Here is a 17,018-nt window from a genome sequence, read left to right as displayed (position 1 = left end):
CGGACAGCGACTAAGCGGCCTTTTGTTCGTCTTGACGCTGATACCAAGGGAAGAGCTGGAGAAGGGCATCTACGACCATGGGGTCAAACTGGCTGCCCGAATTGCGCTCGATTTCGGCCAGCGCATCCTGGACGGGCCACGCCTTCTTGTACGATCGCTCGTTGGTGAGCGCATCGAAGACGTCAACAACTGCCACTATGCGACCTGAAAGTGGAATATCTGGCCCGACGATGCGATTGGGATAACCACGGCCGTCCCATCGTTCGTGGTGGGTGATGGCGATTTCCTCTGCCATCGAGAGGATTTCGCTCTTGCTGCCGCCAAGAATTTGAGCACCGATTTTTGTGTGCTGCTTCATCATCTCGTACTCTTCTTCAGTCAGCTTCCCGGGCTTGAGCAGAATCGTATCGGAGATGCCGATTTTGCCGACGTCATGAAGCAGAGCTGAATAGCGTATCGTCGAAATGAACTCGGCTGAAAGTCCGAGCATCGCGGCGATTTTGCCCGCGAGCTCACCAACGCGGGTGACGTGTTCTTTGGTATCGTCGTCTCGAAACTCGGTCGCAAGTCCTAGGCGCTCCACAATCTCCAGCTGAGTCTTCTTGATCGCTTCCGTTCGTTCTTCAACCTTTTCTTCAAGAGTCGACTTTTCATCGCTCAGGTTTGTATAGAGCGACCTCATTCGCAGCAGATTCTTGACCCGAAGTCCGACTTCAAATGCCTCAAACGGTTTAGTAAGAAAATCATTCGCGCCTAATGACAGGGCCTGGCGCTTCGCGTTTGGAGTTGCATCCGCGGTGAGGACCATCACGGGAATGAAACTGTGATTCATACCTCTTGCTTGCAGCTTTTCGAGGATCTCAAAACCATCCATGATCGGCATCTGAAGATCAAGTAGCAGTAGATCTGCTCCGTTCTGATCCACATAGCTCCAGCCGTCAACCGGATTTGTAAAGCCAGTCACATGGGTAAATCCAATCTGTTCAAGTACTCGCCTTAATAGCAAGACGTTCGCTGGTTCATCGTCGACAACGACAATGTTCAGGTTGAAGAGCGTGGTGGTATCCATTGTTAGGCGGCCTTCAGATTTTGCTCTAAGGCAGATAGAAAGTTGTTGACATCGATCGGCTTTTGAATGAACTGCTTGGCACCGGCTTCGAGACAAGCTGAGATGCGCTCTGATGTAATGTCGGCACTTATGACGAAAATATCTATGTTCCGAGTTACTGGGTTTGAGCGCAGTTCCTCAATCACACGGACCGCGTCAATATCTGGCAAGTTGTTGTCAAGAAGAATAAGGTCGGGGACCTGTTCTCGAGCCACCGCAACGCCAAGCCAGCCTTCGCGGGCCTCGAGGAGCTTGATGTTTCTGTAGTCTGCGAACACTCGTTGCATCAAGTCGATGTTGACTTCGTTGTCTTCGATGTAAAGAATGCGGATCTCGTTTTCGTCAAAGCCATTAACCAACTTTAGCGTTACTCCCGATTTTGCTTGAGCCGCCGGTAGGGCAATGACGAACGTGGTTCCTTCTCCCACTTTGGAAAGCACGTTGATTCGTCCGTCCATCGCTTCAATCAAGGTTTTGCTGAGTGATAGTCCGAGACCGGTTCCTTCAACCCGGCTTCGATCCGCCCCAAGGCGATCGAATGGAGTGAAAAGCCGAGGAAGCAACTCATCGGCGATGCCATTTCCGGTATCGGTGACCGAGAGGTATACGTCAGATTGGGTCTTCGTCACCTCGAGAAGAACCTTTCCTTCTTCCCGGTTGTACTTCACCGCGTTTGAAAGAAGGTTAATGACAACTTGAGCAATGCGCTGACGATCTGCCCGGAAATAGACATCGTCAGGTACTTTGAGTTCGATCTCGATGCCCCTACTCTTGGCTAGCAATTGAACATTGCTCACGCAATCCTGTACGACTTCCGATACCAGCACGGGTTCTTTCGAGACAGAGATGTTGTTGGTCTCGATCCGGCTGATATCAAGAATGTCATTGATGAGTCCCAGAAGGTGGCGACCGCTCTTCAGGACCTGATCCACGCTTTCCCGATCGTGCTCCTGAAGATCGCTCATCTGCAGAAGCTGGCTAAAGCCGAGAATAGCGTTGAGCGGTGTCCGCAGTTCGTGACTCATTCGGCTTAGAAACTCGCTCTTGGCGACATTTGCCCTCTCAGCTGAGTCTTTGGCTTGAATCAACATCATTTCACCTGCTTTTTGAGCTTCGATGTTTCGTAAGGTGATGACTATGCCGTCGACTTCGGGATCATGTCGCAAGTTCGTTGCGACAAGTTCATGCCATCGAAGAGTTTTGTCAGGCTTCTCAATCTGGACTTGAATTGACTGAGTGGCGTGAGGAGTCCGGGTAACGATATCAAGCAGGTCTGAAAGGTCTCTTCTTGTCTCGGCAGAGAGGAAGAGCGATAGATTAACTCCAGATAGTTCTTCCGACTTCCACCCAATTAGCTGACGTGTGTTGCCTCCAACCTGATTAATCTCGCCAACTTCATCACAGAGCAAGATGATTTCGGTTGAATTGCGGAGCAAACCTTGGAACCGATCTTCTTGCTTCCGACGAATTTTTGCGACGAGGAAAATCCCAAATCCGAGCAGAGTCCAGGTCATGAGGCAGGAGCTGACAAGATTCTGTTTGAGAACGGCAACGTCAGATCGCGACCAAAAATCGGTATCAAAGCGGGCGCTCCAAAGAACCCATTTGCCGTTGGTATCCGCCATATCCAAGCCAAGAGCCTGACCATAAATCGTCGAGTTTGTTGCCTGTCCCCTCTGCACTGCAGGCCAGAAAGATTCGACAGTCCCGAAACCAGCGGGATAGGCTACAAACCTCTTGTTCTTTTCAACGATCGCTCGATCTGAGCTCGACAACTTCCGCTCAAGAAACGATGCGTCGAGGCTGACTGCCAGGACGCCAGAAAATCGCCCACCTTGGTCGAAGAGCGGAATTCCGTAGACGAACGACTTTTCTACCCTAGATACAAGCGACTTTGGATCTGGAGTTGCAACAAGGTTCGTCACGGAAGCCGGATAGTCTTGGAGCCATATCCGAGACATGTCAGGATAACTCTGGCTGTACTGCTCCAGCAGGTTCTTCAATCCTGACCGCAGAGTTTCGATGTTACGAGATCCCTCACCAACAGCAATGATTCGCGGCGAATTTTTGGACGGTACAACAACAAACAGCCCCCTTGCCTCCTGCGACGCGAATGTGGGCAGGATCTCTGAGGCTAACTTGACATCATTCGACCCTGGATCCGAGATCGCATGCTGAAGTTCCGGCGAGTGCGAGGCGGCAATCAGGCTGCCTTTCAATGACTGGAACGCTGACTCAACTTTGAATTTCTCTAGATTGACTCGGTCAGACTCTTCGAGTCGGTAAACCCGAAAGATGCTCTGAATTTCACCTTGATAGCGGTTGTACAACGAAAAGGAGACAATCAGACCGATGATCACCGCGCCCGTGGCGAACGCCGTAACTGACGAAACAAATCCCTTTGCCACCTTAATCGCTTTTTCGCTATGCTTCATCAACCGAGCAACCTACTTTAACCTTATTGGAAGCTGGAACCTCGGAACTCAGCCTACTAGTGAGTAAGAAGTTGCTAGTACACTCTTTTTAATGAATTGTCGAACGGGTTTTGTGATCCTGATCGCAATTTTGGTGCAATTATGCTCCGGTCAGCGTCCCTTTGAGGTTGCAAAGGTCGGCTTCGCCAACTGGGCTCAGCAGAGTTCACCTTCTGGTCAGTTAGAGTTCCTTGCCAGCTTTCCAAGTGCTTTCGATTCAGGGAATAAAGTTAACGATGCAGTCCAACTCCGGGTGCTGCTGCCCGAAGACGCAGATCGTCCCTCTGCCATGGTCCTCGTGCTCCACTACTGGGGTGCGTCAAACCTGCGAATTGAGAGAGCGCTCGCCCTCGACCTCAATCAGCGCGGAATCGGCGCAGCGATATTGAGCTTGCCTTATCACTTGGGCCGAACTCCAACCGGGTTTAGTAGCGGACAGCTTGCAATTCAGCCGGACCCGAAGAAGCTAGAAGCCACGATGACTCAGGCGGTGATGGACGTCCGGAGGTCGCTGGACTTTCTTCAGCAACGAAAGGAGTGCGGCAACCTTCTGGGGATTTACGGCACGAGCCTTGGGGCTATCGTTTCCAGCTTGTCGTATGCCAACGACCCGCGTTTGAAGAGTGCGGTCTTTCTTCTCGGCGGAATCGACCTCGCCAAGGTTCTTTGGGAGTCATCTCGAGTTGTGCCGATCAAAGAAGAGCTGCGTCGTAAGGGATATTCCGAGAGTTCCTTGCGAGAGGAGCTTCGAAAGGTCGAACCTGGCACTTATCTACCTCGTCGCGAGCCGGGCCGAACTCTTGTGATCCGGGCAAGTTTCGACACTGTGATTCCTTCAGAAAGCACCGACCAACTTGTCGCGGCTCTACCTGGCTCCCAAGTTCTTGAAATCGACACCGGCCATTATGGAGGAGTCTTTGTCCAAGGTCGACTATTGAGAGCCGCCGCGGACTTTTTTGAGTCCGTGCGGGACGGAAAGGAGTTCGTTTTGCCCAAGAAGTTCATTGCACCAACCATTCGATTGGGAGCCATGGCAGCAACCCCGGGCGGCTTTGATGTTGTCGCGGGAATCGATATCTTGAAATTCGACCAAGCTGGAAAGAGTTTCGCAAGCTTCCTGTTAACGCCCCGAACTCCGGTAGTATGGTTCGGAACAAACGTAGGAAATGGGCTGAATCTCGGAGTTTCGGTCTCAAATCGACGCGTTGGATTTGGACTTTTGTGGAGCACCGTCCTTTAACCGACCAAGAGATCATTGAGCGTTGCTGTCTCAACATGACGGAGACGTACTTTAGCATCGCGCAAAGCGCGGTTGGAGCAACGAGATACTTTGACGACGGAGTGATGGGATGGTTTTCTGAACTTGATCATCCTGCAACCAACGTCGCTGTGATTGCACGTGCAACTCCAAAATCTCTGCTTGAACTTCGCCGTCAGAAGGACATTCACGGTCCTTTCACAAGCTATGTGCTCCCCACAAATGACGACTCAGCGGTGCTAGAAATGGCAACTCGCGCAGGGTTTTCAGTTGGCAATCGACTCAACTTGATGTACCTCAAGCCGCGCCCTCAGAAATCCGAGCCCGAACTGGAGTTTTTGAGAGAGTCCTCCGATCGATTCGATCTGACCTATTTTCTTGCCCGCCAATTTTTCTTTGAAATGGACGACGAGTTCAGCACGATGATCGCTGGGTTGACGGCGAAAACCGCCAGATGTGAGCTGATTCGCTTCCGACGAGGACCCAATGTCGAAGCGGGTGCGATGGTGTCTCAGGTTCGGGATACGCTCGGGTTCTATAACATCGCGGTTGCTCCAGACCGCCGCCATCGGGGCGTTGGCGGCACTGTTCTTAGCCACCTCATTGGCCTGGCAGGAGCTAGAAACTGTTATGCAGTTCTGCAATGCGGCGATGCCCTGGTTGAGTGGTATGAGCGGATCGGTTTCCGGCGCTACGGATCAGTCGTGATGATTCAGGCTTAAGCCTGTCGAGCCAACACGTACTCTGAAATCGCGGATAACATCTCTCTAGCCATGCTTGGTTCCAGGGTGTCCAGGTCAGCTTGAGCTTGATCAATGTATCTTTGAGCGATTTCTTCAGACCGAGTGAAAGCCCCTCTGCTTGCCATCCAGTCGCAGATCATCCGAATCTCATCTTCGTTCACAGTTCCGCCAAATCGCCTTCGCGCGATTTGGAGTTCAGCATCGCTCAGCTTTTCGCGAAGATAGATCAGCGGCAAGGTTGCCTGCCCTTCTCGAAAGTCAGTGGCGACCGGCTTGCCTGTCTTCGCCTTGTCGCCTCGGTAATCGAGAAGGTCATCGGCGATCTGGAAGGCGATTCCTGCCTTTTCGCCGTAGCTGCCCAGAGCGGCGACCTGGGCCTTGGTGCCTCCTGCCGCAAGCGCCCCGATTTCGCAGCAGCAGCGAATGAACGCCGCCGTTTTCATCTTGAGGATGTTAAGATGTGCAGTTTCGTCCAGGTCAAAATCGCCCCTCGCCTCGATCTCGAGCACTTCGCCTTCCGCGATCTCTGTCACCGCAGCACTGACGGTGCGGATGACATCCAGATCGCCGTCGTTTGCTAACAACAGCATCGCCTTGGCAAGAAACACATCGCCCGACATGATCGCCGCGATGTTCCCAAACGTCGCGCTCGCTGTAGGCTTTCCGCGACGAGTAGGCGAATTGTCGAGAACATCATCGTGAACGAGCGTTGCCATATGGATGATCTCCATGCAAGCTCCTAAGCGACGCAAGCGGTCCTCGTCCACGTCAGGGTTGACCGCTTTTCCGGCGAGAATCACAAATGCGGGGCGGAGTCGCTTGCCGCCAGCGCTCAGCGTGTGATCGGCAACTTGCCGGATGATCTCAACTTTCGAGTCAACTGCGAGGCGTATTTCGCGCTCGATCTCGGCGACTTCATCGGAAACCCGACCAAGCAGTTCGGCTCGGAGCTCAGGGTTGGAGAGGATATGGATTGCGGATTGGCTCATGGTTTTGTCCCCCAATGCACGCAAATATTGCCCAGCATGAGGTTTTTGTAGTGGACGTCGATGAAGCCAGCGCTCTGCATTGAGGCGGCTAGTTCTTCTCTGGTCTTAAATCTTGCTGTGCTCTCGCTCAGGTACTTGTATGCTTCTTGGCTACCAAGGAGCTTCCCCAAAAATCCGAGCATCGGAGTTCGCAAGATGCTCGTTGCAACCCGAATCAGGGCTGATTGTGGCTCGGCACAGTCGATGCTGACAAATCGTTTCCCTGGCTTCAGAACCCTATAGATTTCGCTGTGCGCTTGGTCGATGTCTGGCACATTGCGAATTCCCCAGCCGACCGAGACGCCTTCTACTGAACGGTTTGCCAGGGGAATTGAACATGCGTCTCCTACCGAAAGGGTTGCCTCCGCGTCCTTGTTCGCGGCCCGAACCAGCATCGGAGGGCAAAAGTCGATGCCGAGGAGAATTCCCGCGCCTCCGACTAGAGAGCGGTGGATCGGAAGGAAGTCGCCAGTGCCGGTGCAGAGATCAAGAACGGTGTCACCCTCTCGGAGCATGAGTTTCGAAGCAGCGAATTTTCGCCACTGCTGGTGCAAATTGAAGCTCATCAACGCATTGGCGCGATCATAGCTCGGCGCAATTGCACTGAACATTCCCTGCACTTCGCGACGCTTTTCGTCGCCTTGTGCTTCCCAGATGGGCCGGGTGGGAGTTTGCGGAGTCATGTTGCTCACTAGAGTTATACCGTTCTACGACGGCAAATGATTGAAGTTTCAGAATTTTATGAAACAATCATTTTGAGATGAACTGTGGAATAGAATGAGCCGTGCGACGTTACTCGTGCTACGTTTTTGATCTTGACGGAACGATCTACCGGGGTGATCAGGTGATCGCGGGCGCAGCAGAAGCACTTCGAGAGTTACGAAAGACTGACGCACGTATTTTCTTCGCCACAAACAACTCCAGCCAAACCGAAACGGCGTACGTAGCTAAGCTCGCGAGAATGGGAATCCAGGCCCGACCCGCGGAGATTCTCACCAGTGGTCGCGCTGCAGCCCGGTACTGCGCCGCCGTCGGCATCCGGCGAGTGTTCGTGGTCGGAGAGCCTGGTTTGGTTGAAACCTTGATCGATGAAGGCATTGGGGTCGTGAACTTTAATAGCTTGCGGGTGCATCCGGTGTCTGGTTCGGTGGATGCTGTCGTCGCGGGCATCTGTCGCGAAGCTTTGAGCTATGAATTGCTGGATTCAGCGTTGCAGTGTGTACTCGGGGGAGCACGACTGATCGGAACAAATAACGATGCCACATATCCGCTCGCGGGTGGTCGGTTTGCTCCCGGTGCTGGTGCAATTTTAGGAGCGCTTTCAGCTTGTACGGAACTCAAACCCACCGTGATAGGAAAGCCAAATCCGTACATGCTTTTCCACGTTCTTCAGGCGGAAAAGATAGCCGCGTCAGAAACTCTTGTTGTGGGCGATCGAATCGATACCGACCTGATGTTCGCCAAAGCTGCAGGATGCACCGGGGTTTTAGTGACGACCGGCGTCGACAAAGAAGCCCCCGTCGGAACTGCTTCCATCGGGGGCCTCCTCGAACTCCTCTAGCCGTTAGGGATTGATTTTGCCGTTCTTGCCGACCTGAGGAACCTTAGTGCGAACCTTTTTCGGAGGCAGCTTTGAGAGCTGTTCGAGCAAGTATTTGACTCCTGCTTCAAGCTGTGGATCTTGACCTTTCGCAATCAGATCAGGGCGAGAATCAATGTCGATATCAGGATCAATTCCTTGATTCTCGGCAATGATTTCACCAGTTTCCGGATTGTAGATGGCAAAGTTGGGACTAGTGACGTTTCCGCCATCGATCAAGTTGATCCCACCACTGATTCCAACCAATCCGCCCCAAGTTCGTTTTCCAATGAGCGGACCACGTCCCGCTTGGCGGAACATGTAGGGGAAGAAGTCTCCGCCTGATCCCGCATAACCGTTGATAAGAAGGCACATGGGCCCTTCGATGACGGGGGCCTCAGGCTGATCGGCTCCGTAGCGAGGCTGGATCATCGCCTTCTTCTTTCGAGCAAGGGTATCGACGAACCACGGTTGGATGTAACCACCTCCGTTCCAGCGCTCGTCAACGAGGACGGCATCTTTGTCGGTTTGGTTGTAGAACCCTCGGACGAGATCGTGCGAACCTTCGGCAGCGGTGTTGGAGATGTGCATGTAACCGATCCGACCTCCTGAGAGTTCGGCGACCTTTTTCCGGTTACCTTCAACGAAATCCCAGTAGCGAGCCTGGATGTCGGTCGCAATGGGTTTCACGCGAACTTTCCTCGCGCCCTCCATTCCTGGCTTGGAGTTGACCATCAGCGTGACCGTCTTTCCAACTTTCCCCACGAGGAACTCCGAGGGATTCGTTTCAGCGGTGATGGCGTTTCCGTCGATTGCCACGAGGTATTCCCCATCTTTAACATCGATCCCTGGGAGTCCCAGCGGGGTTTGGTATGGCTCTTCGTCGTTGAATCCTCGAAGAATCTTTGCGAATCGAACGCCATCCCCGAAGACTTCAAGATCGGCACAGAGGTTTCCGACGGGAATCCGAGGGGAACCCTGGCCGAGATCACCCTGACCCTGAATGTAGGCGTGCCCGGTTCCGAGTTCGCCGATCAGTAGGCCCAGAATGTAGTTAAGATCACCACGGTGATTAACATACTGGAGGTATCCCTCATACTTTTTGCCGATTGCGAGCCAGTCTTGGCCGCCCATCGAAGCGTCGTAGAAATGGTCTCGCTCGTAGCGCCAAACGTCCCAGAAAATTTGCTTGTACTCGGCTTTAGCATCAATCACCGCTTCCACGTTGCTAAGATCAACGCGGCCCGGTCCGGGCTGACCGCCGGGTGCCACAGGCAGGATCTGCAATCCTCCCCGACCCAACACCGCCATTTTCTTGCGATCTGGAGTGAAATCAACTGACCCCGTGCCTTCGTACAGAGGGGTCGGAGCCTTCGAGCCGAGGCTGTACTGGAACAGAACTCCACCAGATATATAGGCAAACCCGTTGCCGAGGCCAGTCAAAGCATTGTAGCTCCCTGGAGGGAGCGGCAGAACCATGATGCGACTTGCAATACCGTCGAGCTCAATGCTCGGCTTTGGCTCTCCTGCGGCGGCTGCGGCTGGCTTTTCGGGAGGCTTGGCTCCTTGCTCTGGCTCCTCGTCGTTGCGATCCAGGAACGGGTTCGGAGCGTCCTTTGTGAGCGCTACTGCATACATGCGGGTCGTATCTTCAACTTTAAGGCTGAACTCAAAACGACCGAAGGTTGGTTCGAATGTGCGATCTGATGAGAAGTACAAGTACGGACGCTCACGGTCGAACACGGCAGATCCGTCATTGAAAAAGCCTTCAGTGAGCTTCGTTCGTTTGCCACTTTCGACTTCGTAAAGCCAGAGTGCGCTGTTAGCATTTGTGCCAGCTTGAGTGTAAGCCAGCCACTTTCCATCTGGCGAGACGTCGATTGATCCTCCGCCGTAGGGGAAGTCAGCGATCTCGATGATTTGCTTAGTTGAAGGGTCTAGCTTGTAGGCTGCGATTGGGCTGTTGATAACCAGGAACTTACTGTCAGGACTCCAGACAAGGCCCTCAATCCGGAAGCCCGTCTTGTTCGTCAGTTGAACCGGAGATCCGCCACCTTGGGGCTGGAGGTAGATCTCTCTTTCTCCAGATGCGTCCGAAATGTAGGCAATGCTTTTCCCGTCCGGCGACCAGCGCGGGGCCTCTTCGCGAACACCGCTGGTCCGGCTCATATTCCGAGTCTCTCCGGTTCTAGCCGGGACTGAGAAGAGCTCTCCTCTCGCGTTTACTGCGACGCGATTTCCGCTTGGCGAAATCGAGAAATCGCTAAGATATGGCTGCAAATTCTTCAGTGTTGGTCGAGAACCAAGGTTTTCGCTAAGAATCTTTGGGGAGAGTTTCTTCTCTTTGCCAGTAGCCGGGTCGAAGTGGACAAGGAAGCCGTCGCGCTCGTAGATGATCGTCTTACCGTCGGTCTCTGGCCACTTGATATCGCTTTGGCTATCGTTGGTGAGCTGAGTGTCCTTACCCTTCTCGTTCTTAAAGAGATTGAGCGTTCCGTTGGCTCGGTCGGAGATGAAATAGATCGAATTCCCTACGACGAGCGGGTGGAAATTCTGATCTCGCTTCGCCGGAAGCTCCGAATATTCATTTGTTGCAAGGTCATAAATAGAAACCTTGCCTTGGGTTCCGCCGCGGTAGCGTCTCCAGTTAAAGTTGAAGCTATTTACTCGGTTGTAAACCAGCTTCTTGCCATCTTCAGTCATCATTCCGGTCGCAATTTCTTTGATCGGAGTGGTCTGTGGGAGCCCTCCTTTCGCATTAACCAGTAGCAGTTGAGGCTGACGACCACCATAGGGCTGGCCCTCTGGAGTCGCAAACATGATCTTTCCGTCGGGGGTCCAACCGAGGCATTGGTCGTTATTTCCGTAGGTCAGTCGCTTTGGCTCGCCACCCTCAAGCGGGATTGTGAAAACGTTTCCGGAACCATCGTAAGTCGCGGTAAAGGCGATGGTCTTTCCGTCGGGAGAAAAGTGTGGGCGAGATTCAGCTCCGCTACCGCTTGTGAGTCGGCGTGCAATGTTGCCATTCTCGGTGGTTGAAACCCAAAGGTCTCCGGCATAGCAGAACACAACATTGTTGCCGTGGATGTCGGGTTGCCGAAGAAGGCGCGGTTCGATGGTTGCGCCTTGTTTGCCTAGCATGGCAGTGGCGAGGGCGATGATGGTAACTGATCCCATAGTGAATTCCAGAAAATCGGGATGCGAAAGCACGCCCTGTAAGTTCTTACGGGAGTCTATACCGGGAGGGTGTACGTTTTGGTTTCGAATTGTTACAATTTGTGAGCTAGTGCTCAGTTGGTAAGCTGGACTCGATGTCAAAGAGTGCGCTGATTGTTTGGGGTGGATGGGATGGACACGAACCGGAGAAAGTTGCCTACTTCTTCCGGGACTTGTTGGTTGCCGAGGGCTTTTCGGTCACCGTTTCGAATACCCTCGATTCCTTTGCCGACGCCGAGTTTGTGTATTCGCACAACTTGTTAGTGCCGGTCTACACGATGAGCGAAATCAAGCCGGAGCAGTTTGAGCCCGTCCGCATTGCAGTTGCTGAGAAAGGAATCGGTATCGCAGGGTGCCACGGTGGAATGTGCGATGCTTTCCGGACGAACACCGAATGGCAGTTCATGACCGGGTCACAATGGGTCGCTCATCCGGGGAACGACGGAGTTCGTTATATGGTGAACATGGGTCCAAATTCGCATGAGATTACTGCGGGACTACCCGACTTTGAAGTGGTTTCGGAGCAGTACTACTTGCACGTCGATCCAGGTGTGAACGTTCTGGCTACGTGCGATTTTCCTCTGCCCGGAGTGGACGGTCCGCACGTCGGGAATCCATGCAAGATGCCCCAGGTTTACACAAAGATGTACGGCGCCGGGCGGGTGTTTTACAATGCTCTTGGGCATCATGCCGATGTCCTAGAAGCTGAAGTTCCCAAGGAGCTAATGAGACGCGGATTCCTCTGGGCAGCCAAGTAGTCTGACCGTGTGATGAAAACGGGGTTGCCAACTGGCAACCCCGTTTGAGTATCCGAAGTAGCTTCCGGCTACTTCGCCGCGCCGGCGAAGCCTTCGAGGAAGTTTTCGCCCATGATCTTTTTGACGATTCCGATCTGGTTGACGGCATACTTTCGCGCTCTTGGAGCGATGAAGCGGCAGTCGATGGGCTCGAATTCAAACTTGGTCCTGCCGTTGTCGTAGCTCGCCAAGGTGGTCTTGAGCCAGTCGGTGTCCGAACGCTCCGGAGTGTCCATCTTGAAGTGGGCACCACGGCTTTCGTCGCGGACTATCGCACCATCGACAATCGCCTTCGATTGCTCGATCATGTTGATCAGCGCACGGGTGAACGGGACGGCTTGATTGGTCCAGCCAGAAGCATCTGTCAGTCCACACTGTCGAGCCCGAGCCGCCAGATCATCGAGCGACCCGCGCGCCTTAACCAGATCGGCCTGAACGCGCCAGATTCCGCAGTTGTTCCACATGACGTCTGCCAGCTCGGCGTGGAGTGCGTAAGGGTTCTCGGTGCCGTTTGAGCCTGCCAGGGTGTTGTAGATCGACTGTTGCTCATTTCGAGCGTCGTCCAGAGCAGAAGACGGAAGCGAATCCGCGGCAACGTCGCCCTTCTGAAGGTAAGCCATGATGCCTTCGGCGGCGATTTCTCCACCAACCAAACAGGCCAGCAGAGCGTTTGCGCCAAGGCGGTTTGCGCCGTGGTATTGGAACTCACACTCGCCAGCGGCATACAATCCGGGGACGTTGGTCATTTGGTTACGTGGGCTTTCCACATCCCAGGTGTTGTCGCCGTTGGTTTCGTAGTCCACCCAGAGCCCGCCCATGGTGTAGTGAACGGCTGGATAAATCCGCATCGGATTCTCGATCGGATCCTCGCGCATGAACTTCTCGTAGATTTCGAGAACACCTTCGAGCTTGTCGTTAATCGTCTGTCGGCTCCAAGGTCCGCCCCGCTTATCATGGAGCTGGGTGATGTCGAGGTAGACCTGCTGGCGACCCTTGACCCCGTTGCCCATTCGGCAGGTGCAGTAGATGATGAAGCTGACGATGTCTCGGCTGAGGAGGTTGCCGTATTTGCTGTCAAGTTCTTCGCAGATGTAGCGTCGTTCGCCTTCGGGAATATCGACGCCTTTTCGCTGGTCATCTGGGTTGCTCGGAACCCAGATTCGGCCGCCTTCACCGCGAACGGATTCGGAGATGAGTCGGCACTTGTCCTCACCGGGGATTGCGGTCGGGTGAATCTGGACCATCTCCGGGTTGCCGTACTTGGCGCCCTGTTGGTAGCAAACCGAAACTGCGGAACCGGTATTGATGATCGAGTTGGTGGACTTTCCGAAGATGAGTCCGTTTCCGCCGGTCGCCATGACGACGGCATCGGCGGCGAATGCCTCGATCTCCATTGTTCGAAGGTTCTGGCTGGTGATGCCTCGGCAGCGACCCTCGGAGTCCTTGATGATGCTGATGAACTCGTAGCCCTCATACTTCTCGACGAGGTTCATGGTTTCCCACCTTCTGACTTGTTCATCAAGGGCGTAAAGGAGCTGCTGGCCAGTGGTTGCTCCAGCGTAAGCGGTTCGGTGCTTCAGAGTGCCTCCGAAGCGGCGGAAGGAAAGTAGGCCTTCGGAAGTTCGGTTGAACGGAACACCCATTCGGTCCAAAAGGTAAATGATCGCAGGAGCACGCTCGGCCATCCGCATGACGGGGGGCTGGTGGTTCAGGAAGTCTCCGCCGGTGATCGTGTCTTCGAAGTGAAGATACGGCGAATCTCCTTCTCCGCGAAGGTTAACCGCACCGTTGATGCCGCCCTGGGCGCACACCGAGTGCGACCGTTTGACGGGGACGACGCTGAAGATTTTGACCTTGTTCCCGGCCTCGGCCAGCTTCATTGCTGCCATAAGTCCGGCGAGCCCTCCGCCGACGACGATCACTGTACGCTGTGCTGCCATTGCTGTGACTCTATTCTACGCAGTTTGGATAGCAAGAGTCTTGGGTTAATCGCGGGTCTGCGGTTAATCGGGCAGACCGTTTTTAGCATATCATTGATTGCGTGAAGATCTGGGCGCTTGCCGTTGGGGTGATCTTGATCGTTGGTGGCGAAGTAACAGCCCGGGGACTTATCGAAAGAGGAAAGAGGGGGCACCAGGTTATGGGTGAGGTAGCCCGAGGGTTCGATGAGATCGCCGAAAACGCAAAGTTTAAGGACGAAGAATCGAGAAGGCGATACAGGCAGATAGATGACAAGCTGAGTGTGGGAATGCATTGGGGAGTAGAAATGATCCCGAGAGAGTACGCACTTTATGCGCTTCTAGTTCGAGTATTCACATGGATAGCCGCCATCGGCGTATTTGGGTTAACGATCGTTATCAAGATCTTTGCAAAACGGCATGGATCACTCGGGAGAACGTCTAAATAAGTTCGGAGCCAGGAGCTCTTGGGGGAAGTCACTCCCCCCGTGTGGCTAAAGCGAGGCCAGAATTCTCTGATAAGTATCAAACCTCGCCGAATTGATCAGCCCTTCTTCGGCGGCGGCTCGAATTCCGCAACCTGGCTCGACAGTGTGCGAGCAATCTCGAAAGCGACAGGATAACCCCTCGAATTCTGGGAAGTAATCAATGAGTTCATCCCTGTCTAGCTTGAAGAGGCCAAACGCCCGAACCCCTGGAGTGTCGATGATCTCGGTGCCGTCGCCGAGATCCCATAGGTGGCTACTGGTAGTGGTGTGAGTTCCTCGGCCATAGCCTTCGCTGACCGCTCCAGTATCAAGCTCAAGATCAGGCTTCAGCGCGTTGAGCAGGGAGCTTTTGCCAACTCCACTATGACCAACGAATGCGGATCGCTTCCCTGCCAAATGAGTTTTGAGTTCATCGAGGCCATTTTTGGCGGCAGCCGAGACACGGATGATCGGAGCGAGGCAGCGGTAGGGGTCGAGGAGATTGAACTCATCGTCGTCTGGAGCGAGAAGGTCCGATTTGTTCACCGCGATCACCGCCTCGGCCCCACCGCGTTGGATGGCGATGAGGTAGCGGTCAATCACTCTGGGATGAAGAGGAGGTGCTTTGACGCTGACGACCACGACGATGACGTCGATATTGGCGACAATCACCCGTTCGCGCTCGGCAGAGCCGGGGTCGGGTCGGGAGAGTTTGGTCTTTCTTGGCTGGACATCCCTGATGCGCCAAATTTCTTCCTCGCGGTAGACATTCACCAAATCGCCAACTGCGAACTGGGATTGCTGCCACTTGGCCTGATCAGGCGTGAGATTGCAATCGATCCTCTGAGTTGGGAGGACTACTTCGCACCGTTTTCGATGCAGAGCGATAACGGTTCCGACTTGGGTTTCGACGGGCTTTTGCGGTACCACAACCTCTTCGGTCAGGATACGAAGAATGAACTCTTCCAACGGAAGAGTCGGCTTGCGGATGGGAATCGGCGTGTCGTCGTCTTCGTCCTCCTCCACGTCCAATACGGGACGAGAGGTCATTCGAGACAAGGCGAGTTTTCGAGCCTTGATGGCGCGGTCTCGCACCTTCTTTCGCTCGTTTGCGTCCATCGCCGCCATGGTGCGATTGACAAAGTCTTTCTGTTTTTGATCCAATTCTGGTTTTTCCTAAGTTCGGTCGGGCGCACAGTGGGTGCGCTTGGGGGAAACGGGGCCCCTCGAACCGAATAGAAAGATGCCGTTTATGCGGCTCGGGAGGCGTGGTGGATCGTGGTGTTGACAGTCATCTGATATTCGGCCTCCTGAAATTTCGCCTTTCGGGCGTCGGTTAATTGTATCACAAGCATCCCGTTTTGTCGAATTTTCGTACAATAGGGAGATCATGGATTCGTTGGTGAGTGACGAAATTCTCTCGGCGCCGGTCTCGCATGCCGAGGCAGGGACGGTTGCAACGCGCTTCTTGGCCGCGTTTACGCCGAGAGAAGTGGTGACGATTGGTTCGTTAGCTTCGGAGCTAGGGTTAAAGCCTCTGATGGTCGCGCGCGCAATCTCAGATTTAAGAGGTGAGTCGGACAGAGAACTCACGGCTGCGATCAAGCGGAACGATTTCTTGATTAAAAAGTTGGGGTCGGCACGACTGTCCGCCGAGGTCGTCTCCGGCGATCGCCGGTTGATGGATAAGTTTTGGCGAAACAACGACCCGCTCGGGGTGTACCGCCCCGGAGACATGTGGTACGTGGACGAAAACCACAAACTGATGCCCTACTTCCCAATTCTGATCCTGCTTCCGACGGCGCTCCTCGTCCTGGTTCCGCTTGCTGGGTGGGTGATGTCGCTTCTGGGGATGACCGGACGCCCTTGAACTCCGGCTCTCGCCTCGATCAGGCTGACTTGCTCAACGAGCAGGTTCATCCGGATGAGTTGCAGGAGCTTTTGGCTCGGTTGGCGGCGACGGACACGCTGTTTGCGGAGCCAGTTCCGACGATTCGAGATGTAGCTGAGGCAACGGACGCCTCGCCGTTGTTGATCGGGCGGATTCTTTCAGAGTTGAGAAAAGATGTCGATGCGGCTCGTCTCATCCGCGAGATCGACGATTTCCGTGCTCGACTTTCGAGTTTGGAACAAAAGGTCGCACAACAAGGCAGCAATACGCGGTTTGAAATTGTGCGCCGTTATGACCAGATAGGGGCTTTCGATTATGAGGGGAGCTATCGCCGCTACTTAGCCTTAGAAGCCTCCCAGCAACCTACTCAGGAGGAAAATCTATGGCTGTTCGGGCAGCGAGTGATCATCAGTGCGATTGGCGTCATACTCCTTGCAACGATCATCTTAGGGTTTTTGAGTGGGCAAAGATGATGCACTCTCGACTCGATCAGTCGGAG

14 protein-coding genes are annotated in these 17,018 nt (G+C 53.9%); 7 read left to right on the top strand and 7 right to left on the bottom strand.

Annotated features, from left to right (window positions below):
* Nucleotides 1-10: 10 nt before the first annotated feature.
* The gene (locus WCK51_05050; GenBank protein MEI7576239.1) at nucleotides 11-1,069 is read right to left on the bottom strand and encodes an HD domain-containing phosphohydrolase; all 1,059 of its coding nucleotides are present in this window, start codon (nucleotides 1,067-1,069) and stop codon (nucleotides 11-13) included.
* Nucleotides 1,070-1,071: 2 nt separating this feature from the next.
* Nucleotides 1,072-3,543 (bottom strand): ATP-binding protein, encoded by a 2,472-nt coding sequence (locus WCK51_05045; GenBank protein MEI7576238.1) that lies wholly within the window; start codon nucleotides 3,541-3,543, stop codon nucleotides 1,072-1,074.
* Nucleotides 3,544-3,634: 91 nt separating this feature from the next.
* On the opposite strand from WCK51_05045, the gene WCK51_05040 reads away from it, so the two are divergent.
* Both WCK51_05040 and WCK51_05035 read left to right on the top strand, forming a co-directional pair.
* Nucleotides 3,635-4,822: a hypothetical protein gene (locus WCK51_05040; GenBank protein ID MEI7576237.1), complete on the top strand. Its 1,188-nt coding sequence runs from the start codon at nucleotides 3,635-3,637 to the stop codon at nucleotides 4,820-4,822.
* The gene (locus WCK51_05035) at nucleotides 4,804-5,562 is read left to right on the top strand and encodes a GNAT family N-acetyltransferase (protein MEI7576236.1); all 759 of its coding nucleotides are present in this window, start codon (nucleotides 4,804-4,806) and stop codon (nucleotides 5,560-5,562) included. The genes WCK51_05040 and WCK51_05035 overlap by 19 nt, the downstream gene beginning before the upstream one ends.
* Here the strand turns inward: WCK51_05035 and WCK51_05030 are convergent.
* Together WCK51_05030 and WCK51_05025 are read right to left on the bottom strand one after the other, a co-directional pair.
* Nucleotides 5,559-6,572 carry a polyprenyl synthetase family protein gene (locus WCK51_05030; protein MEI7576235.1) on the bottom strand — a complete coding sequence of 338 codons (1,014 nt, stop codon included), beginning with the start codon at nucleotides 6,570-6,572 and terminating at the stop codon, nucleotides 5,559-5,561. The genes WCK51_05035 and WCK51_05030 overlap by 4 nt on opposite strands.
* Nucleotides 6,569-7,294 carry a ubiquinone/menaquinone biosynthesis methyltransferase gene (locus WCK51_05025; protein ID MEI7576234.1) on the bottom strand — a complete coding sequence of 242 codons (726 nt, stop codon included), beginning with the start codon at nucleotides 7,292-7,294 and terminating at the stop codon, nucleotides 6,569-6,571. Before WCK51_05025 ends, WCK51_05030 begins: the two co-directional genes overlap by 4 nt.
* A 101-nt stretch (nucleotides 7,295-7,395) precedes the next feature.
* On the opposite strand from WCK51_05025, the gene WCK51_05020 reads away from it, so the two are divergent.
* Complete coding sequence (locus WCK51_05020; protein ID MEI7576233.1) at nucleotides 7,396-8,172, top strand: HAD-IIA family hydrolase; 777 nt, start codon at nucleotides 7,396-7,398, stop codon at nucleotides 8,170-8,172.
* 3 nt (nucleotides 8,173-8,175) lie between these two features.
* On the opposite strand, the gene WCK51_05015 is transcribed toward WCK51_05020, so the two are convergent.
* The gene (locus WCK51_05015) at nucleotides 8,176-11,367 is read right to left on the bottom strand and encodes a S41 family peptidase (protein ID MEI7576232.1); all 3,192 of its coding nucleotides are present in this window, start codon (nucleotides 11,365-11,367) and stop codon (nucleotides 8,176-8,178) included.
* A 134-nt stretch (nucleotides 11,368-11,501) separates the two neighbouring features.
* Here WCK51_05015 and WCK51_05010 point away from each other — a divergent pair, with 134 nt between their 5' ends.
* Nucleotides 11,502-12,164 carry a ThuA domain-containing protein gene (locus WCK51_05010; GenBank protein ID MEI7576231.1) on the top strand — a complete coding sequence of 221 codons (663 nt, stop codon included), beginning with the start codon at nucleotides 11,502-11,504 and terminating at the stop codon, nucleotides 12,162-12,164.
* A 68-nt stretch (nucleotides 12,165-12,232) separates the two neighbouring features.
* Here the strand turns inward: WCK51_05010 and sdhA are convergent, their stop codons facing one another.
* On the bottom strand, nucleotides 12,233-14,143 hold the full coding sequence (sdhA, locus tag WCK51_05005) for a succinate dehydrogenase flavoprotein subunit (GenBank protein ID MEI7576230.1): 1,911 nt from the start codon (nucleotides 14,141-14,143) through the stop codon (nucleotides 12,233-12,235).
* Nucleotides 14,144-14,244: 101 nt separating this feature from the next.
* Here sdhA and WCK51_05000 point away from each other — a divergent pair, with 101 nt between their 5' ends.
* Nucleotides 14,245-14,610, top strand: coding sequence for a hypothetical protein (locus WCK51_05000; protein MEI7576229.1), 366 nt, complete (start codon nucleotides 14,245-14,247; stop codon nucleotides 14,608-14,610).
* Nucleotides 14,611-14,655: 45 nt separating this feature from the next.
* Here the strand turns inward: WCK51_05000 and rsgA are convergent, their stop codons facing one another.
* The gene (gene rsgA, locus WCK51_04995; protein ID MEI7576228.1) at nucleotides 14,656-15,792 is read right to left on the bottom strand and encodes a ribosome small subunit-dependent GTPase A; all 1,137 of its coding nucleotides are present in this window, start codon (nucleotides 15,790-15,792) and stop codon (nucleotides 14,656-14,658) included.
* 226 nt (nucleotides 15,793-16,018) lie between these two features.
* Here rsgA and WCK51_04990 point away from each other — a divergent pair, with 226 nt between their 5' ends.
* Together WCK51_04990 and WCK51_04985 are read left to right on the top strand one after the other, a co-directional pair.
* Complete coding sequence (locus tag WCK51_04990) at nucleotides 16,019-16,498, top strand: hypothetical protein (GenBank protein ID MEI7576227.1); 480 nt, start codon at nucleotides 16,019-16,021, stop codon at nucleotides 16,496-16,498.
* Nucleotides 16,495-16,992: a hypothetical protein gene (locus WCK51_04985; GenBank protein MEI7576226.1), complete on the top strand. Its 498-nt coding sequence runs from the start codon at nucleotides 16,495-16,497 to the stop codon at nucleotides 16,990-16,992. Before WCK51_04990 ends, WCK51_04985 begins: the two co-directional genes overlap by 4 nt.
* The last annotated feature ends 26 nt before the right edge of the window (nucleotides 16,993-17,018 follow it).

Source organism: Armatimonadota bacterium (genome assembly GCA_037138755.1).
Lineage (GTDB): Bacteria > Armatimonadota > Fimbriimonadia > Fimbriimonadales > Fimbriimonadaceae > Fimbriimonas.
The sequence above is the reverse complement of the archived record's forward strand: the minus strand, read 5'-3'. Positions and strand labels throughout refer to the sequence as shown.